Source organism: Micromonospora sp. NPDC004540, assembly GCF_040610095.1.
Taxonomy (GTDB): domain Bacteria; phylum Actinomycetota; class Actinomycetes; order Mycobacteriales; family Micromonosporaceae; genus Micromonospora.
Genome location: NZ_JBEXLR010000007.1, coordinates 92,362 through 114,262 on the forward strand (window position 1 = coordinate 92,362; position 21,901 = coordinate 114,262).

At 74.4% G+C, this 21,901-nt stretch carries 17 protein-coding genes and 1 pseudogene; 13 read left to right on the top strand and 5 right to left on the bottom strand.

The window, feature by feature from the left end:
* Positions 1–6: 6 nt before the first annotated feature.
* From ABZV78_RS04365 to ABZV78_RS04380, 4 genes are all read right to left on the bottom strand, one after another.
* On the bottom strand, positions 7–3,723 hold the full coding sequence (locus ABZV78_RS04365; RefSeq protein WP_355635339.1) for a multifunctional oxoglutarate decarboxylase/oxoglutarate dehydrogenase thiamine pyrophosphate-binding subunit/dihydrolipoyllysine-residue succinyltransferase subunit: 3,717 nt from the start codon (positions 3,721–3,723) through the stop codon (positions 7–9).
* Positions 3,724–3,979: 256 nt separating this feature from the next.
* A complete protein-coding gene (locus tag ABZV78_RS04370) occupies positions 3,980–4,804 on the bottom strand; it encodes an ABC transporter permease (RefSeq protein WP_355635340.1) in 825 nt (274 codons plus the stop codon).
* The gene (locus tag ABZV78_RS04375) at positions 4,801–5,739 is read right to left on the bottom strand and encodes an ATP-binding cassette domain-containing protein (RefSeq protein ID WP_355635341.1); all 939 of its coding nucleotides are present in this window, start codon (positions 5,737–5,739) and stop codon (positions 4,801–4,803) included. The genes ABZV78_RS04370 and ABZV78_RS04375 overlap by 4 nt, the downstream gene beginning before the upstream one ends.
* A gap of 164 nt (positions 5,740–5,903) precedes the next feature.
* A complete protein-coding gene (locus ABZV78_RS04380; RefSeq protein WP_355635342.1) occupies positions 5,904–6,560 on the bottom strand; it encodes a hypothetical protein in 657 nt (218 codons plus the stop codon).
* A gap of 176 nt (positions 6,561–6,736) precedes the next feature.
* Between ABZV78_RS04380 and ABZV78_RS04385 the strand changes: the two genes are divergently transcribed.
* The 9 genes from ABZV78_RS04385 (at position 6,737) to ABZV78_RS04425 (ending at position 15,948) form a co-directional block, all read left to right on the top strand.
* On the top strand, positions 6,737–7,513 hold the full coding sequence (locus ABZV78_RS04385; protein WP_355635343.1) for a GNAT family N-acyltransferase: 777 nt from the start codon (positions 6,737–6,739) through the stop codon (positions 7,511–7,513).
* Positions 7,510–8,424, top strand: coding sequence for a lysophospholipid acyltransferase family protein (locus ABZV78_RS04390; protein ID WP_355635344.1), 915 nt, complete (start codon positions 7,510–7,512; stop codon positions 8,422–8,424). The genes ABZV78_RS04385 and ABZV78_RS04390 overlap by 4 nt, the downstream gene beginning before the upstream one ends.
* A 110-nt stretch (positions 8,425–8,534) precedes the next feature.
* Positions 8,535–9,374 (top strand): DUF4097 family beta strand repeat-containing protein, encoded by an 840-nt coding sequence (locus ABZV78_RS04395; RefSeq protein ID WP_355635345.1) that lies wholly within the window; start codon positions 8,535–8,537, stop codon positions 9,372–9,374.
* The gene (locus ABZV78_RS04400) at positions 9,371–9,997 is read left to right on the top strand and encodes a PadR family transcriptional regulator (protein WP_355635346.1); all 627 of its coding nucleotides are present in this window, start codon (positions 9,371–9,373) and stop codon (positions 9,995–9,997) included. The genes ABZV78_RS04395 and ABZV78_RS04400 overlap by 4 nt, the downstream gene beginning before the upstream one ends.
* Before the next feature lie 119 nt (positions 9,998–10,116).
* Entirely contained in the window at positions 10,117–10,818 is a 702-nt protein-coding gene (locus ABZV78_RS04405; protein WP_046571468.1) for a response regulator transcription factor, read from the top strand.
* Positions 10,815–12,362: an ATP-binding protein gene (locus ABZV78_RS04410; RefSeq protein WP_355635347.1), complete on the top strand. Its 1,548-nt coding sequence runs from the start codon at positions 10,815–10,817 to the stop codon at positions 12,360–12,362. The genes ABZV78_RS04405 and ABZV78_RS04410 overlap by 4 nt, the downstream gene beginning before the upstream one ends.
* A 62-nt stretch (positions 12,363–12,424) precedes the next feature.
* Positions 12,425–13,951, top strand: a complete 1,527-nt coding sequence (locus ABZV78_RS04415; RefSeq protein WP_355635348.1) for a trypsin-like peptidase domain-containing protein — start codon at positions 12,425–12,427, stop codon at positions 13,949–13,951.
* Positions 13,952–14,085: 134 nt separating this feature from the next.
* The gene (locus ABZV78_RS04420; RefSeq protein WP_355635349.1) at positions 14,086–14,757 is read left to right on the top strand and encodes a BON domain-containing protein; all 672 of its coding nucleotides are present in this window, start codon (positions 14,086–14,088) and stop codon (positions 14,755–14,757) included.
* A 117-nt stretch (positions 14,758–14,874) separates the two neighbouring features.
* The gene (locus tag ABZV78_RS04425) at positions 14,875–15,948 is read left to right on the top strand and encodes a glycosyltransferase family 4 protein (protein WP_355635363.1); all 1,074 of its coding nucleotides are present in this window, start codon (positions 14,875–14,877) and stop codon (positions 15,946–15,948) included.
* Positions 15,949–15,951: 3 nt separating this feature from the next.
* Here the strand turns inward: ABZV78_RS04425 and ABZV78_RS04430 are convergent, their stop codons facing one another.
* The gene (locus ABZV78_RS04430; RefSeq protein WP_355635350.1) at positions 15,952–17,391 is read right to left on the bottom strand and encodes a protein kinase; all 1,440 of its coding nucleotides are present in this window, start codon (positions 17,389–17,391) and stop codon (positions 15,952–15,954) included.
* A 176-nt stretch (positions 17,392–17,567) separates the two neighbouring features.
* Between ABZV78_RS04430 and ABZV78_RS04435 the strand changes: the two genes are divergently transcribed.
* The 4 genes and pseudogenes from ABZV78_RS04435 to ABZV78_RS04450 form a co-directional block, all read left to right on the top strand.
* Positions 17,568–18,401, top strand: a complete 834-nt coding sequence (locus ABZV78_RS04435; RefSeq protein ID WP_355635351.1) for a patatin-like phospholipase family protein — start codon at positions 17,568–17,570, stop codon at positions 18,399–18,401.
* Complete coding sequence (locus tag ABZV78_RS04440) at positions 18,401–19,423, top strand: 1-acyl-sn-glycerol-3-phosphate acyltransferase (protein WP_355635352.1); 1,023 nt, start codon at positions 18,401–18,403, stop codon at positions 19,421–19,423. Before ABZV78_RS04435 ends, ABZV78_RS04440 begins: the two co-directional genes overlap by 1 nt.
* A 55-nt stretch (positions 19,424–19,478) precedes the next feature.
* Positions 19,479–19,799, top strand: a complete 321-nt coding sequence (cutA, locus tag ABZV78_RS04445; protein WP_355635353.1) for a divalent-cation tolerance protein CutA — start codon at positions 19,479–19,481, stop codon at positions 19,797–19,799.
* Positions 19,800–19,846: 47 nt separating this feature from the next.
* A pseudogene (locus tag ABZV78_RS04450) lies at positions 19,847–21,901 on the top strand (hypothetical protein); the annotation flags it as partial.

Consider the following 21,901-nt stretch of genomic DNA (forward strand, 5'->3'; position numbering starts at 1 on the left):
GTCAGGTCACGGGCGGGGGAGGGCCGCCTCGATCAGGGCGTTCTGCTCGACCTCGTGCATCTTCGCCGAGCCGACCGCGGGGGCGGCGGCGGCCGGGCGGGAGATGCGGCGCAGCCGGACCTCGGGCAGGTGCTCCAGCAGGTTGAGCGCCACGAACGACCAGGCGCCCTGGTTGGCCGGCTCCTCCTGGACCCAGGCGAAGTCCTCGGCGTTCGGGTACTGCGCCAGGGCGGCCCGGACCTCCTCGACGGGCAGCGGGTAGAGCTGCTCCATCCGCAGGATCACCGTGTCGGTGACGCCCCGCTCCTGCCGGGCCTGGAACAGGTCGTAGTAGACCTTGCCCGAGCAGAGCAGCACCCGCTTCACCTGCTCCGGCGCCGGGGCGGCGGTGTCGGCCAGCACCGGCTGGAAAGTGCCCGTGGTGAAGTCCTCCACCTGCGAGATGCAGAGCTTGTGCCGCAGCAGCGACTTCGGGGTGAACACCACCAGCGGCTTGCGCTTCGGCGACAGGGCCTGGCGGCGCAGCAGGTGGAAGTAGCTCGCCGGGGTGGTCGGGATGGCCACCCGCATGTTGTCCTCGGCGCAGAGCTGGAGGAACCGCTCCGGGCGACCGGAGGTGTGGTCCGGGCCCTGGCCCTCGTGGCCGTGCGGCAGCAGCAGGGTGACCGCGGAGCGCTGGCCCCACTTCACCTCGCCCGAGGAGATGAACTCGTCGATCACCGACTGGGCGCCGTTGACGAAGTCACCGAACTGGGCCTCCCAGGCAACCAGCGCGTTGATGTTCTCCACCGAGTAGCCGTACTCGAAGCCCATGGCCGCGTATTCCGAGAGCAGCGAGTCGTGCACGAAGAAGCGGGACCGCTCGCCGTCGCCGGTGAGCGACTTCAGCGGCAGGTAGTCGTCGCCGGTCTTCGCGTCGACCACCGACGCGTGCCGCTGGACGAAGGTGCCGCGGCGGGAGTCCTGCCCGGCGAGCCGGACGGTGACCCCGTCGTGCAGCAGCGCGCCCATCGCGATGATCTCGCCGAAGCCCCAGTCGATGCCGCCCTCGACGGACATCTTGCGCCGCCGCTCCAGCAGCTGCTGGATCCGCTTGTGCGGGGTGAAGCCCTCCGGCAGGTTGACGTGCGCCTCGCCGATCGCCTTGACCACGGCGGCGTCGGTGGCGGTGTCGACCTGCGGCTCCGGCTCGTCCTCGCGGCGCGGCCGGCTGAGCTGGCGCGGCGTGGTGGCGGCGTCCCGGGTGGCCTTGAAGACCCGCTCCAGCTGCGACTGGTAGTCGCGCAGCAGCTCCTCCGCGTCCTCCACGGTGATGTCACCCCGCCCGATGAGCTCCTCGGTGTAGAGCTTCCGGACCGACCGCTTCGAGTCGATGATCTGGTACATCTGCGGGTTGGACATCGACGGGTCGTCGCCCTCGTTGTGCCCGCGCCGGCGGTAGCAGACCATGTCGATCACGACGTCCTTGTTGAACGCCTGCCGGTACTCGAAGGCGAGCCGGGCCACCCGGACGACGGCCTCGGGGTCGTCGCCGTTGACGTGGAAGATCGGCGCCTGGATCATCCGGGCCACGTCGGTGCTGTAGAGGCTGGACCGGCTGTATTCCGGGGCGGTGGTGAAGCCGACCTGGTTGTTGACCACCACGTGCACGGTGCCGCCGGTGCGGTAGCCGCGCAGCTGGGACAGGTTGAGCGTCTCGGCGACCACGCCCTGGCCGGCGAAGGCGGCGTCACCGTGCACCGCCAGCGGCAGCACGGTGTAGCCCTCCAGCTTGAGGTCGATCCGGTCCTGCTTGGCCCGGACGATGCCCTCCAGCACCGGGTCCACGGCCTCCAGGTGCGACGGGTTCGCCACCACCGACACCTTGACCGCGTGCTCGCCGTCCGGGGTGGTGAACTTGCCGTTCTGGCCGAGGTGGTACTTCACGTCGCCCGAGCCCTGGGTGGAGCGCGGGTCGAGGTGCCCCTCGAACTCCGAGAAGATCTTCTCGTACGGCTTGCCGACGATGTTGGCCAGCACGTTGAGCCGGCCCCGGTGGGCCATGCCGATGACGACCTCGTCCAGGCCGCCCTCGGCGGAGCACTCCAGGACCTCGCCGAGCAGCGGGATCAGCGACTCGCCGCCCTCGAGCGAGAAGCGCTTCTGGCCGACGTACTTGGTCTGCAGGAAGGTCTCGAACGCCTCGGCGGCGTTGAGCCGGTTGAGCACGTGCTTCTGCTCGTCCGCGCTGGGCTTCTCGTACTTGCGCTCGATCCGCTCCTGGATCCAGCGCCGCTCCTCCGGGTCCTGGATGTGCATGTACTCGATGCCGACGCGGCGGCAGTAGGAGTCGCGCAGCACACCGAGGATCTCGCGCAGCTTCATCCGCTGGCGGCCGGCGAAGCCGTTGACCGGGAAGACCCGGTCCAGGTCCCACAGGGTCAACCCGTGCTGGAGGACGTCCAGGTCCGGGTGCTTGCGGATCTTGAACTCCAGCGGGTCGGTGTCGGCCATCAGGTGGCCGCGCACCCGGTACGCGTGGATCAGCTCGTGCACCCGGGCGGTCTTGTTGATCTGACCCTCGGAGTCGACCGCCACGTCCCGCACCCAGCGCACCGGCTCGTAGGGGATGCGCAGCGAGGTGAAGATCTGGTCGTAGAAGCCGCGCTCGCCGAGCAGCAGCTCGTGCATCACCTTGAGGAACTCGCCGGACTGGGCGCCCTGGATGATCCGGTGGTCGTAGGTGCTGGTCAGCGTGATGATCTTGCTGACCGCCAGCTCGGCCAGGGTGGCCTCACTCATGCCCTGGTAGGGGGCCGGGTATTCCATGGCGCCGACGCCGATGATGGCGCTCTGGCCCTGCATGAGGCGCGGGATCGAGTGCACCGTGCCGATGCCGCCCGGGTTGGTCAGCGAGATCGTGGTGCCGGAGTAGTCCTCCATGGTCAGCTCGTTGCGGCGGGCGCGCCGGACCACGTCCTCGTACGCCTGCCAGAACTGCCGGAAGTCCATCTGCTCGCAGCCCTTGATGGAGGGCACCACCAGGTTGCGGGAGCCGTCGGGCTTGGCCAGGTCGATGGCGATGCCCAAGTTGACGTGCTCGGGGCGGACCATCGCCGGCTTGCCGTCGACCTCGGCGAAGGAGTTGTTCATCTCCGGGTGCTCGACCAGCGCCCGGACCATCGCGTAGCCGATCAGGTGGGTGAAGCTCACCTTGCCGCCGCGACCGCGGGCCAGGTGGTTGTTGATCACGATGCGGTTGTCCACCAGCAGCTTCGCCGGCACCGCGCGGACGCTGGTCGCGGTCGGCACGGCGAGCGAGGCGTCCATGTTCTGCACGATCTTGGCGGCGACCCCGCGCAGCGGGGTGGTGCCGGCGGCGCTCACGGCCGGCGCCTTGGCGGCCGGCTTGGCCGGGGCGGCCTTCTTCGCCGGGGCCGGCTCCGGAGCCTTGGCGGCCGGCTTCGCCGGGGCAGGCGCGGGCTTGGCGGCGGGCTGCTGGCTGACCGTGGCGACGGCCTCCTGCTGCTCGGCCGGCTCAGGACGGGTGGCCGGGGCGGCCTTGGCCTCGGGGCGCGGGGTGGCGGCGCCCGGTGCCGGCCGGTAGTCGGCGAAGAAATCGTGCCAGGCCGAGTCGACGCTCGAGGGGTCGGCGAGATAGCGCTGGTACATCTCCTCGACGATCCACTCGTTCGGGCCGAAACCCGCCAGTGGGTTCTCCTGCGAAGTCTGCTGGGTCGACACGGCCGCTAATCGCCTCTTTCACGCGGTTGTGAATGTCACGCGGTTGGCTCCCGTGCCCGTTTCGGTACGCACGGGAGACGGGTCCCAGGCTACGCCGTGCGATTGCCGCAGGCATTCTCGCCTCCGGCTGGTGGTCCGTTTCACAGAAGATGCCAGAAGTTCGGCAAACGCTGCGTGTCCCGTCCACTCCTGCTAGGCAGGACGGCCCCGGTCGGTGACGGACGGTCACCGGCCGGGGCCGTGTCGGGTAGCCGACTCAGGAGATGTCGCGGCGCCGGATGGTCAGCACACCGATCACCCCGGCCACCGCGGCGTAGCCGATCAGCACCGCGGCTCCGGCCCAGCGCGGCGGGTTGCCCGGGATCTCGGCGCCGCTCACCATCAGCGACGACGCCAGCGACGGCACGAGCAGCTGGAGCTGGTTGATCCAGTCGCCGAACCGCGCCGCCAGCAGCCCGATCGCGATGGCCGCGCCGATGGCGCCGCCCAGGTAGAGCAGGATGCCGGTCACCGTGGCGCCGATCTGGCTGCGGATCAGCACGCCGAGGCCGACGCCCAGCACCGACCAGAGCAGGTAGGCCAGCCCGTTGAGAGCCACGGCCCGCCAGACCGCCCCGCTGCCCAACTGGGCGCCGACGTCCGTCGCGCTCAGGATCAGCGGCGCGAAGATCAGGTTCAGCAGCGTGGTGCCCACCCAGAAGAGCAGTGCCAGCGTGCCGGCGGCCACCAGCTTGGCCACCATCACCGCGGTGCGGTGCGGCGCGGTGAGGAACGTGGTGGTCACCGTCTGGTGGAAGAACTCGCTGGTCACCACCACGATGCCGAGCAGCATCACGATGAGCAGCCCGAAGAACTGGCCGTTCGTGTAGAGGTTGGCGGCCAGGCTGTCGGCGCTGGAGACGGCCTGCACCTGGTCGGCCTGGTCGGCCGGCACCTCGCCGATGTTCCCGCTGGTCAGGGCCTCGGTCTGCAACCAGTTGAAGAGCAGCGCGAGGGCCCAGAGCGGCACGGTGATCAGCGCGAAGACCCACCAGGTGTTGGTGGTGCGGATCTTGAGCAGCTCGGAACGGACCAGGTTCATCGGATCTCCGCCTTTCCGGCCGTCAGCTCCAGGAATACCCCTTCCAGGTCGGGGCGCTCGGTGGTCAGCTCGTGCAGCTCCACCTTGGCGGCCAGCGCCACCCGGCCGACCGTCGGCGCGTCGACCCCCGTCACCAGCAGCGCGCCCTGCCCGTCGGCGTCCACCGTGGCCGACTGCTCGCGCAGCGCGGCAACCAGCTCGTCGGCCTGCGGGGTGCGCACCCGGACCCGGGCGCCGTGCGTCATCGAGCCGATCACCTGCTCGACCGGCCCCTGCCGAACCAGCTTGCCGGCCGCGATGATCACCACGTCGTCGGCCAGCAACTGCATCTCGGAGAGCAGGTGGCTGGAGACCAGCACGGTACGCCCCTCGCTGGCCAGGCCCTTGAGGAAGCCGCGCATCCAGCGGATCCCCTCCGGGTCCAGGCCGTTGGCCGGCTCGTCGAGGATCAGCACCCGCGGGTCGCCGAGCATGGCGGCGGCGATACCGAGCCGCTGCTTCATGCCGAGCGAGTAGCCCTTGAACTTGCGCTTCGCGGCCGGGGTCAGCCCGACCAGGGCGAGCGCCTCGTCGGCCCGCTGGCGGGGCAGGCCGGCGGCCGCGCAGATCACCCGCAGGTGGTTGATCCCGGTGCGGCCCTTGTGCGCGCTGGACGCCTCCAGCACCGCGCCGACCGTGCGCAGCGGGTCGGCCAGGTCGGCGTACCGGTGGCCGCCGATGGTGGCCTCGCCGGCGGTCGGCGTGACCAGGTTGAGCAGCATGCGCAGCGTGGTCGTCTTACCGGCGCCGTTCGGGCCGAGGAAGCCGGTGACCCGCCCCGGCTGGACGGTGAAGGACAGGTTGTCCACCGCCCGGACGTTCTTGTATTCCTTCGTCAGTCCGGACACCACGATCTGGCCGGTCCCGGCGTTGGGGCTCCACTGCCCGTCGGACATCGTTCTCCTCTCCTGCCACGGCGGGCTTCGGAGCACGCCGGTGGGGACGCCGTTGCGGGGCGCCGAGCACAGCCTTCCAACCCCGCGCAAGGGGGTCAATCAGGCGGGATGCGTACGCCCTCCTCCCTCCGGGGCAGGAGCGGATCATCCCCAGGGAGGAGAGGTCACGCCGGCGGCAGCGCGATCCAGGTGGCCCGCGCCTGGCCGAGCAGCGCGCCGTCCGGGCCGTAGAGGGTGGAGTGCACCTCGGCCTTGCGCCCCGAGCCGCCGACCATCGCCCCGGTCACCACGCACTCGTCGCCGGGGCGCGGCAGCGCGGTGACCTGCGCGGCGATCCGGCCCAGGACGTAGGGGCGGCCGGGCGCGATCACGGCCCAGCCGCCGGGGCAGTCCAGCGCCGCCCAGACGGTCGCCGGCACCACCTCGGCCGGGGCGCGGAACGGGGCGGCGGTCCGCCCGTCCGGCAGCCGGCCCGGGAAGATCCGCAGCCCCGCCGGGTTCGCCGGCCCGCAGACGTAGCAGCCGGGGAAGGGGTGGTCCACCAACCCCGGGTACGCCTTCGCGGCGGCCTCGGCCGTCGGCCGGTCGACCGGCGGGACCACGGCGCTGACCGGCTCGACCCGGCGTACCTGGGCGATCACCTGGCCGTCCGGGTCGCGGACCTCGCCGTCGACCGCGGTCAGCGGGGTCTCCAGCGGGGGCGGCTTGCGCAGGGTGACCTCCACCGGGCCCCGGTCGTCCACCGCGGCGGCGAAGATCCCGGCGCTCCAGCCGCCGTTGCCCGAGCCGTGCGGTCCGTGGAAGCGGGACTCGATGATCACGTGACACCTCCGGGGGTCGGCCGCCGGCCTCGTCGCCGGGGTCCGCCCCGGCAGCCTCGCACGCCGGCGCCGGCCCGCCGCAGGTGAGGGGGTTGTGCCGGAGCGCCGACCGGCGTTCACCGGATCGACACCCCTCAGCCCCGGGGCCGGCACCCGGGGCCCTTACACAGATACCCATGGCCGTTCTGCACGCCGCTGGCGCACCCCTCACGACCAGCGGATACACCCTGCTGATCGCCGACGACCCGACCCTGGTCGCGGCCGCGCAACGCCTGCGCCACGAGGTGTTCGCCAGCGAGCTCGGCGCCACCCTGTATCCGGGGGCCGCCGGGCTCGACACCGACGAGTTCGACGCCCACTGCGACCACCTGGTCGTGCTGCGCGAGGGCACCGACGAGGTGGTCGGCACCTACCGGCTGCTGCCGCCCGGACGCACCGACCGCCGGTACGCCGACGGCGAGTTCGACCTGACCGCGCTGGCCCCGCTCCGCGACACGCTGGTCGAGGCGGGCCGGTCCTGCGTGCATCCGGACCACCGCTCCGGCGCCGTGATCAACCTGATGTGGGCCGGCATCACCCGGTACCTGCACCTGCGCGGCTCCCGCTGGCTGGGCGGCTGCGCCTCGGTGCCGGTGGCCGACGGCGGGATCGCCGCCGCCGAGGTCTGGTCCCAGGTCACCGCCCGGCACCTGGCTCCGCCGCCGCTGCGGGTGGCGCCCCGCCGCCCCTGGTTCGCCGAGGCCCCGGCCACCGCCGACGCTGGCCTTTCCACGGCCGAGCGCCGCGCGCTGGTCCCGCCGCTGCTCCGCGGCTACCTGCGGCTCGGCGCCTGGGTCTGCGGCGAGCCGGCGTACGACCCGGACTTCGCCTGCGCCGACTTCTACGTGCTGTTCTCCCTGGACCGGATGAACCCCCGCTACCTGCGGCACTTCCTGGGCGAGGCGACGGCGTGACCGGCGACGGGCTGTGGCGCCCCGCCTCGGGCTGCGGGCCGGGCTGCCTGCCGGCGGCCACCGCGCCGGACGTGTCGCTGCCGCGCCGGGTGGGGCGGCTGCTCGGCGTACTCGGGATGCTGCTGGCCGGGGTCGCCCTGGCCGCGCTGTTGCCGCTGCTGCCGGCCCGCGACCGGCGGGCCGCGCTGCGTGGCTGGGCCCGGGGGATGCTGCGCGCCCTCGGCGTGCGGCTGGTGGTCCGGGGCCGGCTGCCGCGCCCGCGGGCTCTGCTGGTCGCCAACCACGTCTCCTGGCTGGACATCCTCGCGGTGCTCGCGGTCTCCCCGGCCCGGATGCTGGCCAAGCGGGAGGTCCGCGACTGGCCGGTGGTCGGCTCCCTGGCCGCCGCGGCCGGCACGGTCTTCGTGGACCGGTCGCGGCCGCGTGACCTGCCGGCCACCGTCGGCCGGGTGGCCGGCGCGCTGCGCGCGGGGCACTCCGTGGCGGTGTTCCCGGAGGGCACGACCTGGTGTGGCGCGGCGGCCGGCTGCCGGCCCGGACGGGGCTTCCGGCCGGCCATGTTCCAGGCCGCGGTGGACGCCGGCGCGCCGGTCGTCCCGCTCCGGCTCGGCTACCGGTACGCCGGTGACCCGAGCACCCTGCCCGCCTTCCTCGGCGAGGAGACGCTCTGGGAGTCGGTCCGCCGGGTGCTGGCCGCCCGGGACCTGACCGTGGCGGTCACGGTGGCCGCCGCGCTGCACCCGGCCACCGGGGCGGACCGGCGGATGCTGGCCCGGGCGGCCGAGTCGGCGATCCACCTGACCCCGGTCCGCGCGCCCGTCCGGCGGACGGCGGTGACCGGCGTGCGGATCGTCCGGCCGGTGGCGCCGCTGCCCGTCGGGGCGGAGGCGGGGTTGGACCTGGTGGCCTGACGCGATCGCGACACAGTCGCGACAGTCTTGTTCAGTCGCGATGTATCGCGTTATGCTTCTCCCGTCACTTGACGCGCCGCCGACCGGCGCGTCACCGAGGGGAGGACGCCATGACCAGCTGGACGGTCGACAGGCCGCAACAGCTCACCCTGGACGAGCCGGTCACCCGGCTGGACGTCCGACTCATCAGCGGCCGGCTCAACGTGGTCGCCACCGACGGTCCGACCCGGGTGGACGTCACCCGGATCAGCCGCCGGCCGGTCCTCGTCGAGCTGCGCGACGGCCGGCTCAGCGTCGGCCACGAGCGACCGCCCCGCTGGCCCGGCGTGCTCTGGTGGCTCGGCCAACTCGGCCGGCGGTTCCGGGCCGAGGTCTCCATCGCCGTCCCCGCCCACGTGCTGGCCGACCTGCAACTGGTGGACGGCTCGCTGGTCGCCTCCGGCCTGCGCCGGGACACCCGGGTCGACGTCACCTCCGGCCAGGTCACCCTCATGGGGCTGCGCGGTCGCACCTCCGCGAAGGTCACCTCGGGCCCGGTCGAGGCGCTCGGCGTCGGCGGCGACCTCAACCTGGAGACGGTCTCCGGCGAGCTGATCCTCGCCGACAGCGCGCCCGAGCGGGTGCGCGCCCACGCCGTCTCCGGGTCGATCACCTGCGACCTGGACAACCCGCGGGGCAGCGAGATCCGGCTCAGCGCCATCTCCGGCAGCATCACGGTCCGGGTCCGCGAGGACAGCGACCTCACCGTCCACCTGCACACCACCTCCGGCCGGATCACCAGCGGCTTCCCCCAGGTCTGCGGCGGCCAGCACGGGTTCGGCGCGGTGAAGGACAGCCACGGGGTGCTCGGTGGGGGTGCCGGTAAGCTCTGGGCGTCCGCGACCTCCGGCAGCATCGCGCTGCTCGCCCGTCCCGTCGAGGACGCCGACGACGTGGAGGAGCTGCCGTGACCGCCGTGTTCAGTCACGGGCGGCTCCGGCTCTACCTGCTCAAGCTGCTCGACGACGGGCCGAAGCACGGCTACGAGCTGATCCGCCTGCTGGAGGACCGCTTCCTCGGCCTCTACGCGCCCAGCGCCGGCACGATCTATCCCCGCCTGCAACGGCTGGAGGTGGAGGGGCTGGTCAGCCACACCGCCGCCGGCGGCCGCAAGGTCTACGAGATCACCGACGCGGGCCGGGCCGAGCTGCGGCAGCGCGCCGACGAGCTGGCGACCCTGGAATCGGACATCACGGCCTCCGTCGAGGACCTCTCCGCCCTGGCCGGCGAGATCCGCACCGAGGTACGCGGCTCGGTGCGCGACCTGAAGCGGGAGCTGCGCGAGGCGGCCCGGCAGACCCGCCAGGCCCGCTGGGCGCCGCCCCCACCGCCGACCACCCGCCCGCCGCGCGTCGGCGTCCCCGGCCCGGCCGCCGAGTCGCCCCTGCTCGCCGAGTTCGACCAGCGGCTGGCCGCGTTCACCGTGGAGGTCGGCGCGCTGGTGCGGGCCGGCCGGCTCACCGACACCCAGCTCCGTACGGCCATCCGCCTGCTCGACGGGGCGCTGGACGGGCTGCGCCGACTGCTCCGCTAGGCGCGACGCCGGGGGTGTCTCCGACGCGTGGAGACATCCACGGCGGGGCGCGGCGGCTCACAGGTTGTTTCCAGGATCCACCCAGCGCGGCCGCAGCCGGAGCGCGGATGATGGGTGCCATGGTGGCTACCCAGACCGAGGCCCGACTGCTCGTCGTCGAGGACGATCCCAACATCCTCGAACTGCTCTCCGCGAGCCTGCGCTTCGCCGGCTTCGACGTCGCCACCGCGACCAGCGGCAGCGCGGCGCTCAACGCCGCCAAGGACCACCGGCCCGATCTGGTCGTGCTCGACGTGATGCTGCCCGACCTGGACGGCTTCGAGGTCATCCGGATGCTCCGCGAGGGCGGCACGCGCACCCCGGTGGTCTTCCTGACCGCCCGGGACGCCACCGACGACAAGATCCGCGGGCTCACCCTGGGCGGTGACGACTACGTCACGAAGCCGTTCAGCCTGGAGGAGCTGACCGCCCGGATCCGGGCCGTGCTGCGGCGCACCGCCACCGGCGAGCACGCCCCCTCCCGGCTCACCTTCGCCGACCTGGAGCTCGACGAGGAGACCCACGAGGTGCACCGGGCCGGCCAGCGGGTGCAGCTCTCGCCCACCGAGTTCAAGCTGCTGCGCTATCTGATGTTGAACGCCAACCGGGTGCTCTCCAAGGCGCAGATCCTCGACCACGTCTGGAACTACGACTTCCGCGGCGACGACAACATCGTCGAGTCCTACATCTCCTACCTGCGGCGCAAGGTCGACAACACCCAGCCCCGGCTGATCCACACCCTGCGCGGGGTCGGGTACGTGCTGCGCAAGCCGGCGGCGTGAACGCCGTCCACGACGCGAAGGGCTGGCTGCGCAGCGTCCCGCTGCGGGTGAAACTGGTCGCCTCGGTGCTCGCCCTGGTCGCTGCGGCCCTGGTGGTGATCAGCTCGCTCACCGCGTTCTTCCTGCACAGCTACCTGGTCGGCCGGGTCGACGACGAGCTGAACTCCTACCTGGCCCGGGTCGAACAGACCTCGCCGAGCGACACCAGCGCGGGCAACACCCTGCCCAGCGACTACATGGCGGTCATCGCGACCTCCAGCGGGGGCAAGCTCTACTACGACAAGTCGCTGGCCGAGGACGACCTGCCGGGCTCGCTGAACCAGCTCACCTGGTACCAGCAGCACGCCGACCAGGGCGCCTTCACCACCGACGCGGCCGACAAGCACCTGCGCTGGCGAGTGGTGATCAAGCAGGTCGGGGACGGTCAGTTCATCGCCGTCGGGCAGAACATGACCGACATCGACGTGGCCGTCCGGCAGCTCGTCTGGATCGACCTGCTGGTGGGCGGGGCGGTGCTGATCATCCTGGCCTCGGTCGGGGCCGGCATCGTGCGGACCAGCCTCAAGCCCCTCGTGGAGATCGAGCGGACCGCGGCGGCCATCGCCGGCGGTGACCTGACCCAGCGGGTGCCGGACCCCGAGGAGGGCCGGGCCTGCCCGACCTCCGAGCTGGGCCGGCTCTCCCGGGCGCTGAACGCCATGCTCGCCCAGATCGAGGCGGCCTTCACGGCGCGGGCCGCCTCCGAGGCGGCGGCGCGCAGCGCCGAGGTGAGCGCCCGGGACGCCGCGGCGGCCGCCCAGGCGTCCGAGGCGCGGGCCCGCCGCTCCGAGGAGCGGATGCGGCAGTTCATCGCGGACGCCTCGCACGAGCTGCGCACCCCGCTGACCACCATTCGGGGCTTTGCCGAGCTGTACCGGCAGGGCGCGGCCCGGGCGCCGGAGCAGACCGCCGGCCTGCTGCGCCGGATCGAGGACGAGGCGGCCCGGATGGGGCTGTTGGTGGAGGACCTGCTGCTGCTGGCTCGGATGGACCGGGAGCGGCCGATCGCGCTGGCCCCGGTCGAGCTGCCGGTGCTCGCCTCGGACGCGGTCCAGGCCGCGCGGGCCGTGGAGCCGGACCGTGCCATCACGCTGGAGCTCGAGCCGGGCGCCGGCCCGCTGGTGGTGCTCGGCGACGACGCCCGGCTGCGCCAGGTGATCGGCAACCTGATGACCAACGCGCTCACCCACACCCCGGCGGACGCCGCGGTGACCCTGCGGCTCCGGGCGGAGCCGGGGAACCTGGCCGTGGTGGAGGTGGCGGACACCGGTCCCGGCCTCACCCCGGAGCAGGCCGAGCGGGTCTTCGAGCGCTTCTACCGGGTGGACGCGGCGCGTACCCGGCGGGCGGGCGGGCCGACCAGCACCGGGCTCGGGCTGGCCATCGTCGCCGCTCTGGTGGCCGCGCACCACGGCACCGTCGAGGTGGCCGAGACGCCGGGCGGAGGTGCCACCTTCCGGGTGAAGCTGCCGCTGCTGCCCGAGGCGCCCGAACCCGGCGAGTGACTTTCAGAAAACATTCAGGCGGGTTCCAGGCTGGTCGCAGTGCCAGGGGAGAAGGTGGTGTCATGACCGACCACGAGACCGATCCGCAGCGGTCGTCGGCTCCCGCCGACGCCGAGCCGTCGCACCCGACCGCCGAGCTGCCCCGCGCCGAGAGCGGGCAGTCGGAGCCCACTGTCACCCCGGCCGCCGCGCCGGTTCCGGCCGACTCCCCGGCCGCCGGAACCACCGCCCCGGCCGCTCACACCGAGTCCTCGCCCACCGACCCGTACGGCCCGGCCGCGGAGTCGCCCGCGCCCGCCGGCCCGTACGCGCCGCCGGCGGCCACGCCGTACCCGGTCTCCGGGCAGCCGCAGCAGCCGAACCCCTGGTACGGGGGGCAGCCGAGCGGCTGGGCGCACCAGGGTGGCGCCGGCTACCCGCAGGCTGGCGGCCCGGTCCCGCCGTACCAGGGGCACCAGCCGTACCCGCAGCACCAGCCGCACCAGGTCCACCAGGCCGGGCAGCCGGTCCCGCCGTGGGGTCCGCAGCAGCCGGCGCGGCCCAGCCGGGCCGGCAAGTTCATCGGCGCCGGGGCGCTGGCCCTGGCGCTGATGCTCGGCTCCGGTGTGGCCGGCGGCGCGCTCGCCCTCGCCCTCGACGGCGACGGGACCGTCACCCGCACCTACTCGGCCGCTCCCGTGCTCAACAGCGCCGACCTGCCGAAGATCGCGGCCGCCGTCCAGGACAGCATCGTCACCATCATGACGGACAGCGGTGAGGGCTCCGGGGTGATCCTCAGCGCCGACGGGTACGTGCTGACCAACAACCACGTGGTCGCCTCCGCCGGCGGCGACACGGTGAAGGTCGTCTTCGCCGACGGCAAGACCGCCCAGGCGAAGATCGTCGGCACCGACCCGAAGACCGACCTGGGCGTGGTCAAGGCCAGCGGGGTGAGCAACCTCAAGGCGGCCAAGTTCGGCGACAGCGACGCCATGCAGGTGGGCGACCAGGTGCTCGCCCTGGGCAGCCCGCTCGGCCTGCAGGGCTCCGTCACGGCCGGCATCCTGAGCGCCCGCGACCGCACCATCCAGGCCGGCGAGGGCGGCCAGCAGCAGAACCCGCAGCAGGGCGCCAGCTCGATCTCCGGGCTGCTGCAGACCGACGCCCCGATCAACCCGGGCAACTCCGGCGGCGCGCTGGTCAACACCCGCGGCGAGGTGATCGGCATCAACACCGCCATCGCCACCGCCGGGCAGGGCAGCAACGGCAACATCGGGGTCGGCTTCGCCATCCCGAGCAACAAGGCCAAGGACGTGGCCGAGAAGCTCCAGCGCGGCGAGAAGGTCAGCCATCCGTCCCTCGGGGTCAGCGTGGCCGGCGCGGAGGACGGTGGCGCGCTGGTCTCCGACGTGGTCGCGGGCAGCGCCGCCGAGAAGGCCGGGCTCCAGCGGGGCGACGTGATCACCAAGTTCGGCGACAAGGTGATCAACGACTCCAACGACCTGGTCGGCGCCGTGCAGGCCGGCAAGGTCGGGGACCGGGTGGAGGTCCAGTTCAAGCGGAACGGTTCGACCGAGTCGGCAACCGTGACGCTCGCCGAGACGTCCTAACACCAGACCTGCCTCCTCCACGGGCGGCGGGTGACGGAGCCAAGGGGGTTGGTTCCGTCGCCCGCCGCCCCTTTTTCCGCTCTCACCCGATCCGGGTGAGCCGGGCTCACCCCGTCCGGCGGCACCCTCGGGGCATGACGACCACCGCCGCCGTCCGTACCGACCAGGACATCCAGCGGGACGTGCTCGCCGAGCTGGACTGGGACGCCCAGACCCGGCCGACCGAGATCGGGGTGACCGTCGCCGACGGTGTGGTCACGCTGACCGGCCAGGTGGACAGCTACGCCCGGCGCTGGGCCGCCGAGCGTTGCGCGCACCGGGTCCGCGGCGTCCGCGCGGTCGCCAGCGACCTGGAGGTGCAGCTGCCGGCCGCCGAGGTGCGCACCGACGCCGACATCGCGATCGCGGCCAGCCGGGCGCTGGAGTGGGACAGCTTCGTCCCGGCCGAGCGGCTGGACGTCACCGTCGCCGACGGCTGGGTCATGCTCCGCGGCGAGGTGGAGTACGGCTTCCAGCGCCGTACCGCCGAGCGGGAACTGCGCCGGCTGCGCGGCGTACGGGGGGTGACCAACCTCGTCGAGGTGCGCCCGGCCACCCCGCCCAGCGACGAGCAGAACCGCCGTGACCTGCAACGGGTGCTGCTCCGGCGGACCGGCACCGAACGCCTCGAGGTGCGGGTCGACGGGGACACCGTGGTGCTCGACGGGGTGGTCCGCTCGTGGTGGCAGCGGGAGGAGGCGGAACGGGCGGCCTGGGCCACGCCGGGCGTGCGCGAGGTGCACGACCGGATCGTGGTGGCCGGCTGAGCCGCCGTTTACCGCCCGGTGTGTCGGGGAACCGCCGGTGACGCACGCCGGGAGATCCATCGGGGAGGACTCGTGGCCGTGAACCAGCCGCTGTCGGACCGCTCGCGGGCCGGGCACATGCGGATCGCCATGGTGGTGCCGCCCTGGCTGTCCGTGCCACCGGCCGGCTACGGCGGCCTGGAGCACCTGGTGGCCGGGCTGGTCGACGCCCTGGTCGACCGCGGGCACGGGGTGACTCTGTTCGGCGCCGGCCGGGAGAACGGCACGGCCGGGGACTTCGTCTCCACCTGCGCGGACCTCCAGTACGACCGGCTCGGCGAGTCGCTGCCCGAGCTGGCCCACCTGGCCCACGTCAACCGGTTGGTCGACCCGGCCGACTTCGACCTGGTGCACGATCACAGCACGATCGGCCCGCTGATCGCCGGCCGCCGCCGGGTGCCGACCCTGGCCACGGTGCACGGCAATCCGGTGGGCGAGTACGGCACCGTGCTCAGCAACACCGATGAGGGGGTCGGCCTGGTGGCGATCTCGCACGCCCAGCGCCGGGCCAACCCCGGCCTGCCGTGGGTGGGCACGGTGCACAACGCGATGGCGCTGCGGGAGGTCTCGCGCAAGCGCGTACCCGGTCGGGGGCCGGTGCTGTGGCTGGCCCGGTTCAGCCCGGACAAGGGCCCCGACGTCGCGATCCGCGCCTGCCGGTCGGCCGGCCTGCCGCTCACCCTGGCCGGCAAGTGCAACGAGCCGGCCGAGCGGCGCTACTTCGAGCAGGTGGTCGAGCCGCTGCTGGGCGAGGACGTCACGGTGGTGCTCAACGCCGACCGGGAGGCCACCCAGCGGCTGCTGTACGACGCCCGCTGCCTGATCATGCCCATCCAGTGGGAGGAGCCGTTCGGCATGGTGATGGTGGAGGCGATGGCGACCGGCACGCCGGTGGTGGCGCTGCGCCGGGGCGCCGTGCCCGAGCTGGTCCGGGACGGGGTGACCGGGCTGATCCGCGACCGCGCGGAGGAGCTGCCGGCCGCGCTGCGCGACGTGTCCGGCCTCGACCCGGCCGACTGCATCATGCACGTCGCGGAGCACTTCTCGATCGAGCGGATGGCCGTCGCCTACGAGGCGGTCTACCGGAGCTTCCTCGCCGACCGGGCCGGGCTCACCGGACGGCCCGAGGCCGCGCCGGTCGTCGCCCGCTGACCGTCAGGTGCGTCCCGTCGCGAGGTCCGCGGCGGCGGCGTCGAGCTGGCTGGCGTACGCGGGGCTGATGCTGCCCTCGCGCTGCCGATCGGCGATCTTCCCGCGGAGCCGGTCCACGGCGGCGGTCAGCGCGCCGTCGCCGGTCGCGGCGGTGGCGTTGTGCAGCAGGTTGCGCAGGTCCACGCCGACGTCGTCGCGGATCTGGCCGGCCGTCAGCCCGGCCTCGATCAGTCCCTCCACCCGGTGGGCCGCCTCGACCAGGTCGCCGACGGCCGGCGGGGTCGGCGCGCCGCCGGTCGCCGCAGGCCGGCGGGTCGGGCCGGGCGGCGTGGTGGCCGGCGTGCCGCGGGTCGGCGGCGCGGTGGACGGGACCACCACGGGTCCGGCGGTCGGCGACACCCGCGGGGGCGCCTGCTCGTCCGGCACCAGGGCGGGCACCAGCAGCGCGGCCCCGGCGACCACCACCAGGCCGACCGCCACCAGGGGCAGCGCCCGGCGCCGGGACGCCCCGGCCGGGACGGGCGCGGGCTCGGCCGGCGGCCGCTGCGGGGTGGGCAGGGCCGGGAGGGTCACGGTCGGGGCCAGCATGGTGGCGGCCTGCGGGTCGGCGGGCAGCAGTTGGTCGCGGAGCACGGCCGCCACCTGGTGCGCGGTGGGCCGCCGCCGCGGGTCGCGGGCCAGGCAGCGCAGGCAGATCTCGGCGACCGGCGCGGGCAGCCCGGGTACGCCGTCCAGAGTGGGCGGGGCGCCCTCGGCCAGCGCGCCGCTGAGCTGTTCCCAGGTGTCCGCCGGATACGGCGGCTGCCCGGTCAGCGTCTCGAAGAGCAGCACGCCCAACGAGTAGACGTCGGTGGCCGGCTGGGCCGGCGCGCCGTCCAGCCGCTCCGGCGCCACGTACGCCGGGGTGCCGAAGGTGCCGCCGTCCTCGTCCTCGTCGGGGGCGCCGACCCGGGTGGCGATGCCGAAGTCGAGCACCTTGGCGCCGACCCGGGTCATCATCACGTTCGACGGGGTGATGTCCCGGTGCACGATGCCCAGCCGGTGTGCGGCGGCCAGCGCCTCGGCCACCTGCGCGCCCGTCTCCACCGCCGCCGGCCAGGGCAGTGGCCCCTCGGTGAGCCGGTGTTCCAGCTCCTCGCCGCTGAGCAGTTCCATCACCACGAACGAGGTGATCGAGCCGTCCGGCGCCACCGTCTCGCCGTAGTCGTGCACGGCGGTGACGTGCGGGTGGACGAGCTGGGCGGCGGAGCGGGCCTCCTCGCGGACCATGTCGCGGAACCGCGCGTCGGCGGCGAGCGAGGGGGCGAGCACCTTCACCGCCACCACCCGGTCGAGCACCTCGTCGCGGGCCCGCCAGATCACGGACATGCCGCCGGCCCCGATCTGGTCGATGAGCCGGTACCTGCGGGCCAGCAGCCGGCCGGCGTGCAGTGTCGCCTTCACATCGCACCTGCCTGGGCTTGGGAGCGCTATCAGGTTGCGGGAATGTGTCCGGCGTGTCAACGGGTGTCCGTTCCCCCGTCGCGTCCCGCACCGCGCCGGCCGCGCCCGGTGACGGGGTGGCCGGGCCCGACCGGCTCAGCGGGGCGGGTTGCGCGGCGCGTGCCAGGATGAACGGCATGGCAGGCGGTCCGGTGGCGTTCGTGCTCGGCGGCGGGGGAGTGCTCGGCGCGGTCGAGGTGGGCATGCTCCGTGCCCTGTTCCGCGCGCGGATCCGGCCCGACATGGTGCTCGGCACCTCGATCGGCGCGGTCAACGGCGCCCTGGTCGCCGCCGACCCGAGCGAGGCGGTAACCGACCGGCTGGTCCGGCTCTGGGCCTCACCCGAGGCGAGCGAGGTGTACGGCGACTCGGTGGCCCGGCAGTTGCGCCGCTTCGCCGCGCGTACCCACCTGCACTCGCCCCGCCCGCTGCGCCGGCTGCTGGAGAGCGAACTGGGCGAGGAGACCACTTTCGCCGACCTGAAGGTGCCCTTCCGCTGCTGCGCCGCGAACATCGAGCGCGCCGCCGAGCACTGGTTCCACAGCGGACCGGTGGTGCCGGCGGTGCTCGCCTCCGCCTCGGTGCCCGGGCTGCTGCCGCCGACCCAGATCGACGGCCAGCACTACATCGACGGCGGGGTGGTCAACTCGATCCCGGTCGGTGAGGCCGTCGCGGCCGGCGCGACGCAGATCTTCGTGCTCCAGGTGGGCCGGATCGAACGCGAACTGAGCCCGCCCCGCCGGCCCTGGGAGATCGCGCAGGTGGCGTTCGAGATCGCCCGCCGGCACCGGTTCGCCCGGGAGATGGCGGCGCTGCCGGAGGGGGTGGAGGTGCACGTGCTGCCCACCGGCGGCCTGGAGCCGCGCGACGACAGCCCGTGGGCGTACCGGGACATCGCGGCGGTGGGGCGGCGGATCAGCCGGGCGTACACGGCCTCCCGCCGCTACCTGGACACCGCGCTGGAGCGCTGATGCCGCTGCCGCCGCGGTGGTTACGCCGGATGCTGCTCGCGCCCGGCGTGGTGCTGCTCGCCGTCACCGTGGTGACCACCCTGCCGGTCTGGGCGGTGCTGGCCCTGGCCGCGTCGCCGCTGGTGCCGGGGCGGCTGCGCCCCCTGCGCCTGCTCTGGATCGGCACGGTCTACCTGGTCTGGGACGCGGCCGCGCTGCTCGCCCTCTTCGTGCTCTGGCTGGCCTCGGGCTTCGGCGCGCGCAAGCGGTCGCCGGGCTTCCAGCGGGCGCACTACCTGCTCGCCGGCCACTTCCTGCGGGTGCTGTTCTGGCAGGCCCGCTGGACGTTGCGGCTGCGCATCGACGTGGTCGGCACCGACCCGGACACCGCCCTGCCCGGCCGTCCCGAGCTGGTGCTCTGCCGGCACGCCGGGCCCGGCGACTCGTTCATCCTGATCCACGCGCTGGTGAACTGGTTCCACCGGGAGCCCCGGATCGTGCTCAAGGAGACCCTCCAGTGGGACCCGGCGATCGACGTGCTGCTCAACCGGCTGCCCAACCGGTTCATCGCGCCGGGGCCGGACGGGCGGGAGTCGGCGATCCGGCAGATCGGCCACCTCGCCACCGGCCTGGACGACGACGACGCGTTCGTGATCTTCCCGGAGGGCGGCAACTTCACCCCGAAGCGCCGGCTGCGGGCCATCGCCCGGCTGCGCGCCCTCGGCCTGGAGCGGATGGCGCGGCGCGCCGAGCGGATGCAGCACGTGCTGGCTCCGCAGCCGGGCGGGCTGCTCGCCGCCCTCGACGCCGCCCCGGACGCCGGGGTGGTCTTCGTGGCGCACACCGGGCTGGACCAGATGCTCACCGTCGCCGACGTGTGGCGCGAGCTGCCGATGGACAAGCGGATCGTGATGCGGTTCTGGTCGGTGCCGCCCGAGGAGGTGCCGGTCGGGAAGCAGGAGCGCATCGACTGGCTGTTCGACTGGTGGGCCCGGATCGACCGGTGGATCGCCGCCAACCGGGACGGGACGGCCGCCGACTGAGGCCGGTTCGGTACGCGTGCAGCGGACCGGCCGGAACGCCACGTAGGGTGCGCTCGTGGAGCAGATCTGCGTGGTGACGACGGTGGTGGACGCCCGAGCGGTCGCGGACGTGCTGGCGGCCGCGGCCGTCGCCGGCCGGCTGGCGGCGTGCGCCCAGGTCGGCGGGCAGGTGGACAGCACCTACTGGTGGCAGTCGGCGATCCAGACCACGGCCGAGTGGTCGGTCCAGTTCAAGACCGCGCCCGACCGGGTGGACGCGCTGGTCGACCAGATCCGCGCCAACCACCCGTACGAGGTGCCGGAGATCCTGGTGACCCGGGTGGAGAGCGGCAACCCGGACTACGCGGCCTGGGTGCACGAGCACACCCGTCCCTAGGTACGCCTACTCTGTCCGCCCGCCCCGCCGGTCACGATGCTGGCGGGGTGGAGAACTCCGGCTACCCCTGCCCCGGCTGCGGCGCCCCCGCCGACCTCGCCTCCGGCTGTCCCGGTTGCGGCCGCCCGCCGTACCCGCCGGCCGCCGAGGTGGTCCGGCTGGACCGGGAGATCGCCGGGCTGACCCCGCGGGTCGAGGCGGCCCGGGTGGCGTACCAGGAACTGGCCGGCCGGCTGTCCACGGCCCGGCAGCGGCGGGCCGAGCTGGCCGCCCGGATCCGCCTGGAGATCCCGGCGCCGCGCCCCGGCACGCCCGCGCCGCCGCCGGTCCGTCCGCAGCCTTCCTCCGTCCCGGTACGCCCCGGCGGGGCCGAGACCTCCACCCGGGCCGTGCAGGGCCTGCTCTTCGTCCTCGGTGGACTGTTGCTCGGCACCGCCGCGGTGGTCTTCACCGCGGTCGCCTGGGCCGCGTTCGGGGTCGCCGGGCGGGCGCTGATCCTGCTCGCCTGCACCGCCCTCGCCCTCGCCGCGCCGCTGGTGGCCCGGGCGCGCGGCCTGCGCGGCACCGCCGAGACGTTCGCCGCGGTGGGCCTGCTCCTGGTGCTCCTCGACGGGTACGCCGCCTGGTCGGTGGACCTGTTCGGGGTGGCCGGCTGGCCGGGCAGCCGGTACGCCGCGCTGGTCGGGGGGATCGGCGCGGCCGTCGCGGCCGGGTACGCGCGGCTCAGCCGGCTGACCGTGCCCTGGTTCGCGGCGCTGCTGACCGCCCAGCCGGTGCTGCCCCTGGCCGCGGTGGCCGCCGAGCCGACCGTCGCCGGCTGGGCGCTGGTCCTCACCGCGCTGGCGCTGGGCGACCTCGTGGTGGTGGTCGCCCTGCGCGGCCGGCGCGCGGCGTCGCCGGCACTGGCCGGGTGGGTGCTCGGCTGGGTCGGGCACGGCGTGGCGCTGGCGCTGGCGGCCGGCTGCGCGCTGGTGCCGCTGGCCGTCGGAGGGGCGGCCGGCACCCCGCTGCTGGCCGGCGGTCCGCTGCTGGTGGTGGCGCTCGCCCTGGTCGCCGGGGCGCTGGCGGCGGGTGGCCGGACCTACCGGGCGGTGACCGCCGGGCTGCTGGTGCCGGTGCTGGCCGCCGCGCTGCTCCGGCCGGTCGCCGCGCTGCGCCCCGGCTTGCTGCTGCTGGCGGCGGGGCTGGTGGTGGTCGCGCTGGCCGGCGCCGTCCGGGCGCTGCCGGCGCGGGCGCGGACCGGCCCGCGGCTGGGCGCCGTCCTGGTGGCCGCCGGCCTGGCCCAGGTCGCCACCGTCCTCACCGGGGTGGTCGCCGCGGCCACCGTTGCCGCCGCGTTCCCGGCCTGGCAGGGCGGGCGGGCCGCGCCGGCCCCGTCCTGGGGGTGGCAGCTGCCGGTGGCCGTGCTGCTCACCACGGGTGCGGTCGCCCTGTTGGCGCCCCGGGTCGCCCGGCCGCTGGTCGGAGTGGTCGGCGGCGCGCTGGCCGTGCTGGCCGCGCCGGCCGTGGCGGCCACGCCGTGGCCGCTGGTGCTGGTCGCCGACCTGGCCGCGGCCACCGCGCTGCTGCTGGTGCTGGTCGCCCGGCCGCGCCGGCGGTACCCGACCGTGGTGGTCACCGCGCTCACCGCGGCCGTGCTGCTCGGGCACGCCCTGCTGGTCGGCTGCGCCGCGCCGGCCGGCGCGGTCGCCGTGCTCGCCGTCCTGGCCGCGCTCGGCACGACCGTGGCGGCCCGGGGCCGCCGGGGCCGGGGCGCGCAGCCGGCCGTCGCCGGTGTGGCGCTGGCCGTGGCGCTGCTCGCCGTGCCGGCGGGGGTGGCCGTCGGGCTGTTCGGCCTCGGCGCGCCGCCCTGGTGGCAGCTCCGCGGCGCGACCGCCGCCGTCGCGGTGCCGGTGCTCGCCGTCCTCGCCGTCCGCCGCCACTGGCCCGACCTGCACGGGTACGCCTCGACCGGCCTCGCCGTGGCGCTCGCGGCGGTCGGCCTCGGGCCGCTGGTCACGCCGGGCGGGGAGCCGGTGGCGCTCTACGCCGCCGTCGGGGCACTGCTGGCGCTGGCCGCCGGGGGCGGCGCCCGGCCCGGTCCCGCCCCGCGGGCGGCCGGC

Excerpts from the sequence above, each read along its gene's own strand:
- ABZV78_RS04370 (WP_355635340.1), bottom strand. The coding sequence starts at position 4,804 with ATGAACCTGGTCCGTTCCGAGCTGCTCAAGATCCGCACCACCAACACC.
- ABZV78_RS04415 (WP_355635348.1), top strand. The coding sequence starts at position 12,425 with ATGACCGACCACGAGACCGATCCGCAGCGGTCGTCGGCTCCCGCCGAC.
- ABZV78_RS04420 (WP_355635349.1), top strand. The coding sequence starts at position 14,086 with ATGACGACCACCGCCGCCGTCCGTACCGACCAGGACATCCAGCGGGAC.
- ABZV78_RS04440 (WP_355635352.1), top strand. The coding sequence starts at position 18,401 with ATGCCGCTGCCGCCGCGGTGGTTACGCCGGATGCTGCTCGCGCCCGGC.
- ABZV78_RS04395 (WP_355635345.1), top strand. The coding sequence starts at position 8,535 with ATGACCAGCTGGACGGTCGACAGGCCGCAACAGCTCACCCTGGACGAG.
- ABZV78_RS04435 (WP_355635351.1), top strand. The coding sequence starts at position 17,568 with ATGGCAGGCGGTCCGGTGGCGTTCGTGCTCGGCGGCGGGGGAGTGCTC.
- ABZV78_RS04375 (WP_355635341.1), bottom strand. The coding sequence starts at position 5,739 with ATGTCCGACGGGCAGTGGAGCCCCAACGCCGGGACCGGCCAGATCGTG.
- ABZV78_RS04405 (WP_046571468.1), top strand. The coding sequence starts at position 10,117 with ATGGTGGCTACCCAGACCGAGGCCCGACTGCTCGTCGTCGAGGACGAT.
- ABZV78_RS04385 (WP_355635343.1), top strand. The coding sequence starts at position 6,737 with ATGGCCGTTCTGCACGCCGCTGGCGCACCCCTCACGACCAGCGGATAC.
- ABZV78_RS04425 (WP_355635363.1), top strand. The coding sequence starts at position 14,875 with ATGCGGATCGCCATGGTGGTGCCGCCCTGGCTGTCCGTGCCACCGGCC.